Below are 6494 nucleotides of genomic sequence, written 5' to 3' on the forward strand. Positions count from 1 at the left end.
CTGAAAAATATACTAAACTTATTAGTGAACTAAGAGAAATCGGTAAGGTTGTTGGAAAGGAAATCTAATATGAAACTAAATGTGAACTTAGGAAAAGATAGTTACCCTATATATATTGAACAAGGTATTTTAAATAAAGCCAAAGAACTTATTTCCAAAGTCTTCACAGGTGCGAAAATCGTTATTGTCTCTGACGATAACGTTTTTCCACTTTATGGAGAACAGTTGGTCAATCAGTTAAAAGACTCTTACGAAGTCTCTACAGTCGTTATTCCTCATGGAGAACCATCTAAGAGATTTGATATTCTACCTTCTATCTATTCACAGTTATTAGAAGCTAAGATTACAAGAACTGATTTATTGATTGCGTTAGGTGGAGGTGTTATTGGTGATCTAGCAGGATTTGTGGCTAGTACTTATATGCGTGGTATTAAGTTTGTTCAGATTCCAACTTCACTATTATCACAGGTAGACTCTTCAGTAGGGGGGAAGGTTGCCGTAGATTTACCAGAAGGAAAGAACTTAGTCGGTGCTTTTAAACATCCATTACTTGTTTTAATTGATCCATTAACACTTAAAACATTGGACCCTCATTTCATTACTGATGGTATGGGAGAAGTCATTAAGTATGGTTGTATAAAAGATAAAGCTTTATTTGATCAATTAGCACAGTATAAGGATTTTGATGATCTTTATAAAGATATTGATGAAATTATTTATAAATGTGTAGATATCAAGAGAGATGTTGTAGAAAAGGATCTTTATGACTTTGGTGATCGTTTATGCTTGAACTTTGGTCATACAATTGGACACTCAATCGAGCAGCATTTCCATTACGAAAAGTATTCTCATGGTGAAGCAGTAGGTATTGGTATGGTGGCTATTACTCGTATCGCAGAACTTAAAGGATTATGTGAACAAGGCACTACTAAACGTATAGAAGAAGCCTTAAGTCACTATAACCTTCCTGCTCATGCCAATGTCCCTACAAAAGAACTACTTAAAGCCATTGATTTCGATAAGAAAAACATCAATTCAACACTATCTTTTGTTTTACTTAAAACAATAGGAGAGTATTATGTACATAAGGATCAGAAAGAGATGATTCTGGAAGTAGAGGACATATAATGACAAAAATCACTATTACACCAAAAACACTTCAAGGAACAATTGCGGTTCCACCTTCTAAATCATTAGCCCATCGTGCTATTATCTGTGCAGCACTCGCACCAGGTATGAGCCGTATTAGTGGTATTGATTATTCAGAAGACATTGAAGCCACTATAGAAGGCATGAAAGCCTTAGGCGCGATTATTAAGCAGGAAGGCGATACTTTAATTATTGATGGTTCTATTACATTAGGACTTGGAAGAGTAGAAATAGATGCTCGTGAATCAGGCTCTACATTACGTTTCCTTATGCCTTTATCACTCGTTAACTTTTCTCGTGTACACTTTGTCGGCAAAGGAAAACTAGGACAAAGACCACTTGATGTATACTATGATATCTTTGATAAACAAAAGATTGCCTATCTTAGAAAAGACTCAGAACGTTTAGATGTTATTCTAGATGGTCAGCTTCATTCAGATATATTTGAAGTACCAGGTAATGTTTCTTCACAATTTATCAGTGGATTGTTATTTACTTTACCTTTATTACAGGGTGATTCTTTAATTAAAATAACAACACCTTTAGAATCTAAAGGCTATATTGATTTAACACTTGATATGTTAGAAAAGTTTGGTATTGAAATCATTAATCATGATTATCAGGCATTCCAGATTCGTGGTAATCAGAACTATAAACCATGTGATTACAATGTAGAAGCAGACTTCTCACAAGCCGCTTTCTATCTAGTGGCTGATTTACTCGGCAGTGATATTACACTTACTAATCTTAATATGCACTCATCACAAGGTGATAGAGCTATTCTAGATATTATGGAACAGATGGGTGGAGAAATTGTAGAAACGAGTGCTGGTATCAAGATTGTCTGCGATAAAATCAAACCAGCCACTATTGATGCTTCTCAATGTCCAGATTTGATGCCTGTTGTATCAGTGGCTTGCGGTCTAGCAGAAGGGACATCACACATCATCAATGCAGGACGTTTACGTATTAAAGAATGCGACCGTTTAACTGCTTCTGTAGAACTATTAAAAGCGACTGGCATAGATGCAGTTGAAGAAGAAGACAGTATGACTATTACTGGATCAACTTCTTATAATAAAGCAGAAGTGACAAGTTCTAATGACCATCGTATGTGTATGGCTGAAGCTATTTTATCTACACGTGCCAATGGTTCAATTACTATTGATGATAAGGATTGTGTAAAGAAGAGTTATCCAGGCTTCTTTGAAGACTTCAAGTCACTAGGTGGTGAGTACCATGAGTGCTAATTGGGGACATCATATCGAATTATCTTTATTTGGTGAAAGCCATGGTAAAGCTATTGGAATCACAATAGGCAATCTTCCTGCTGGTATTAAGTTAGATATGGATGCTATTAATAAAGATATGCAAAGACGTGCTCCAGGTAAGAACAAAATGAGTACGCAAAGAAAAGAAGCAGACGAAGTAGAAATACTCAGTGGTGTCTTAGATGGCTATACAACAGGTGCACCACTATGTGGAATTATTAAAAATACATCTCAGCATTCTAGGGATTATTCTTATTTGAAGGATAATATGCGTCCAGGACATTCAGATTATCCTGCTTATATTAAATATAAAGGATTTAATGATGTCAGAGGCGGAGGACACTTCTCTGGACGTCTCACAGCCCCTATTGTATTTGCAGGTGCTATCGCAAAACAGATTTTAAAAGAAAAAGGTATTCATGTCGGTGCACATATTCTATCTATTAAAGATGTGAAAGATACGCATTATCCACTAAATATTACTCCAGCTTACTTAGAAGAACTCAACCAGAAAGACTATCCTGTTATTCATGATGATATTTATGCACAGATGCAGGAAACAATTGAAAAAGCAAGAAAAGAAGGCAACAGTGTAGGTGGAAAGATTGAATGTGCTGTGACAGGACTCCCTGCTGGAGTTGGAAATCCTTTCTTTGATAGTATTGAAGCTCATTTATCACCATTACTTTTCAGTATTCCTGCTGTAAAGTCAGTCTCATTTGGTGATTTAGATGATATTACTCTACTCAAAGGAACAGAGGCGAATGATGCTTATTATTATGAAGGAGAAGAAGTCAAGACTTCTACAAACCATAATGGTGGTATTACTGGTGGTATTTCCAATGGTATGCCATTATTATTTACAGTAGGCATTAAACCAACACCATCTATATCTTTAAAACAGAATACAATCAATGTGAAAACACATGAAAATACAGAATTAGCAATTGTTGGAAGACATGATCCATGTATCATTCCTCGTGCAATTGTTGTTGTGGAAGCGATGGCAGCACTAGGTGTATTAGATATGCTGGAGGCACTATGAAAGATTTAAAAACTTGTCGAGAAGAAATAGATGCAATTGATAAGGAAATCATCGCTTTATTTGAAAAACGCATGCATGTTGCGAAAGATGTTATTACATATAAATTAGCCCATGATATGCAGATTTTTCAGAAGGATAGAGAAAAAGAGGTTATTCAAAAGAATGTAGATCGTCTAGAAGATAAGTCTCTTGAAGCCTATGCGAAAACGTTTGTTCAGGATACAATGAATTTATCTAAAAGCTATCAGTCTACTTTTATTCCTTTAAAGAAATATGAAGCAACAGAATTTAAAGAATACTTTAAAGTAGGGTATCAGGGTGTTCCTGGTTCTTTCTCTAATCAGGCTATGAAAAGCTGGTTTGGAGACATTGAAGGCATCAACTATCCTCGCTTTGAAGATGTCTATAAGGCATTAGAAGAAGGAGATATAGACTATGGTGTACTTCCTCTAGAAAACTCCTCTACAGGCGCTATTAATGATAACTATGACTTACTCACTAAGTATGGCTTTTATATTGTAGGTGAGCAGTCTATCACAATAGACCAGAATCTACTTGGTATCAAAGGAGCTACTTTAGACGATATCAAAGATGTCTATAGTCATGTACAGGGCTTAAAACAGACTTCTGAATTCTTAAATTCACATCATATTGAAGGTCATGAGTATTTGAACACTGCTGCAGCTGCAAAATATATCAGTGAAGCACAGGATAAGACAATAGGAGCGATTGCCTCTAGTGAAGCAGCTAAGCTCTATAATCTTGATATTATTGCCAAGGCAATACAAAATGATCAAAGCAATCATACACGCTTTATCATTATCGCAAGACAATATGAAATAAGACCATCTGCCAATCGTATCAGTATGGTCTTCACAGTCAATCATGAAGTCGGTGCTCTTTATGAAGTCATGAGAGTCGTTAAGGAACACAACATCAACATGGCCCGCATTGAATCAAGACCACTTCCATTGTCTCCATGGGAATACTATTTCTATTTAGATATAGATGGTAACTTGAATCAGGATCATGTACAGCGTGCCTTACAGGAAATCAAAACATATACCAATACATTTAGAATGATTGGTAACTATGAAAGGAAGGAATCATGAAAAATATCGTTTTAATTGGAATCATGGGAAGTGGTAAAACTACATTCGGACATATGCTTTCACAAAAAACAGGTCATGAAATGATTGACTTAGATGATTATCTTGTGAATCGCTTTAATATGTCCATTCCAGATATGTTTGCGATTTCTGAAGACTATTTTAGAAATAATGAAACAACATGCTGTAAAGAAGTATCTGAGTTAGAAGGGAAGATCATCTCTACTGGTGGTGGGGTGATTAAAAGACCTGAAAACATTGCATATCTAAAGAAAAATGGTGTTGTTTTCTATATTGACCGTCCAATTGAAGATATTGTGAAGGATGTCGATCCAAGTGGCAGACCCCTATTACAGGATGGTCCAGACAAGCTTTATGCTTTAGATAAAGAACGTAGAGATAAATATATGTCATCATGTGACTATCATATTATAAATGATGGTTCCCTTGAAAAAGTCATCAATTCTATTCTAGATATCATGAATAATTACAATAAATCCTCATTATAAGGGGATTTTTTTTGTATTTGCATAAAGTGTAAGAATATACTATAATGTGCTTTGTTTTGAGAGGAGAAAACAATGGAAAAATTATTTCACTTAAAAGAACATGGGACAAATGTTAAGACTGAAATACTAGCTGGTATTACTACTTTCTTAGCAATGGCCTATATTCTTGCAGTCAACCCTGCCATCTTAGGACAGGCACATATGAGTCATCAGGGTGTCTTCTTAGCGACTGCAATCTCTGCAGGTGCCGCAAGCATCTTCATGGGATTAATGGCAAACTACCCTGTATCTCTTGCGCCAGGTATGGGTGTTAACGCATTATTCACTTATACAATTGTAGGACAGATGGGATTATCACCTGAAGGGGCATTAGCCTGTGTATTCGTGTCAGGTATCATCTTTGTCATCATTACAGTGACAAACATCCGTCGTATGATTATTAATGCGATTCCTGCACAGTTAAAGCTTGCGATTGGTGCAGGTATTGGTTTCTTTGTTGCATTCGTAGGTTTAAAGAATGCAGGTATCGTAGTGGCAAGTGAATCTACATTTGTAGCATTAGGAAACTTAAAGAATCCAACAGTATTACTTGCTTTATTTGGAATCATCATCACATTAGTATTATTAGTAAAGAATAAGCCAGCAGCCGTATTCTATGGCTTAATCATTACTGCGGTAGTTGGTGTTGTATTTGGTTCAGTTTTTGGATTAAAAGGTATGCCACAGTTACCAACTAAAGTTGTATCAGTTAACTTTGATTTCAGCTTAATAGGTGCTTTTGCAAGAGGGTTCAACGAAATGTTCACTCATCCACAGTGTATCGTTGCAATTTTCTCATTATTATTCGTAGACTTCTTTGATACAGCCGGTACATTAGTAGCTGTTGCATCAAAGGCTGATCTTATTGATGAAAATGGTGAATTAGTGAATGTTGAACGTGCATTACTTGCAGATGCAGTAGGTACAGTATTTGGTTCAATGATTGGTACTTCTACAGTGACATCTTTCGTAGAATCTACTTCAGGTGTTGGAGTAGGAGGACGTACAGGCTTAACTGCATGTACAACAGGAATCTGTTTCTTATTAACAGTATTCTTCTATCCAGTATTATCTATGATTACTGATGCAGTCACTGCCCCAGCTTTAGTTATCGTTGGTATCTTAATGGCTTCACAGTTAAAGGATATCAAGTGGGATAACTTGGTCTTTGCGGCAAGTGGTTTCGTTACAATCATCTTCATGATTCTTGGATATTCAATTAGTAATGGTATCGCATTAGGATTCATCGTTTATGTTATCAGCATGATTGCGACTGGTCAGGCTAAAGATATCAACAAGATGGTCTGGGTACTATTCTTACTATTTATCGCATATTTCGCATTCTTAATCTAAAAACCAGCATTGCTGGTTT

At 36.0% G+C, this 6494-nt stretch carries 6 protein-coding genes; all 6 read left to right on the plus strand.

Annotated elements, in window-relative coordinates; genetic code table 11:
- Positions 1-69: 69 nt before the first annotated feature.
- The 6 genes from aroB (at position 70) to B2S90_RS01120 (ending at position 6475) form a co-directional block, all read left to right on the plus strand.
- Entirely contained in the window at positions 70-1128 is a 1059-nt protein-coding gene (gene aroB / locus B2S90_RS01095) for a 3-dehydroquinate synthase (protein WP_286696408.1), read from the plus strand.
- Complete coding sequence (aroA, locus tag B2S90_RS01100) at positions 1128-2399, plus strand: 3-phosphoshikimate 1-carboxyvinyltransferase (RefSeq protein ID WP_286696409.1); 1272 nt, start codon at positions 1128-1130, stop codon at positions 2397-2399. Before aroB ends, aroA begins: the two co-directional genes overlap by 1 nt.
- The gene (gene aroC / locus B2S90_RS01105) at positions 2389-3465 is read left to right on the plus strand and encodes a chorismate synthase (RefSeq protein WP_286696410.1); all 1077 of its coding nucleotides are present in this window, start codon (positions 2389-2391) and stop codon (positions 3463-3465) included. Before aroA ends, aroC begins: the two co-directional genes overlap by 11 nt.
- Positions 3462-4577, plus strand: coding sequence for a bifunctional chorismate mutase/prephenate dehydratase (locus B2S90_RS01110; protein ID WP_278780748.1), 1116 nt, complete (start codon positions 3462-3464; stop codon positions 4575-4577). The genes aroC and B2S90_RS01110 overlap by 4 nt, the downstream gene beginning before the upstream one ends.
- On the plus strand, positions 4574-5083 hold the full coding sequence (locus tag B2S90_RS01115; RefSeq protein ID WP_055232695.1) for a shikimate kinase: 510 nt from the start codon (positions 4574-4576) through the stop codon (positions 5081-5083). The genes B2S90_RS01110 and B2S90_RS01115 overlap by 4 nt, the downstream gene beginning before the upstream one ends.
- Positions 5084-5155: 72 nt before the next feature.
- Positions 5156-6475 (plus strand): NCS2 family permease, encoded by a 1320-nt coding sequence (locus B2S90_RS01120; RefSeq protein WP_279148567.1) that lies wholly within the window; start codon positions 5156-5158, stop codon positions 6473-6475.
- Positions 6476-6494: the final 19 nt, after the last annotated feature.

The organism is Catenibacterium sp. UBA627 (assembly GCF_002299355.1).
GTDB classification, from domain to species: Bacteria; Bacillota_I; Bacilli_A; order Erysipelotrichales; family Coprobacillaceae; genus Catenibacterium; species Catenibacterium mitsuoka.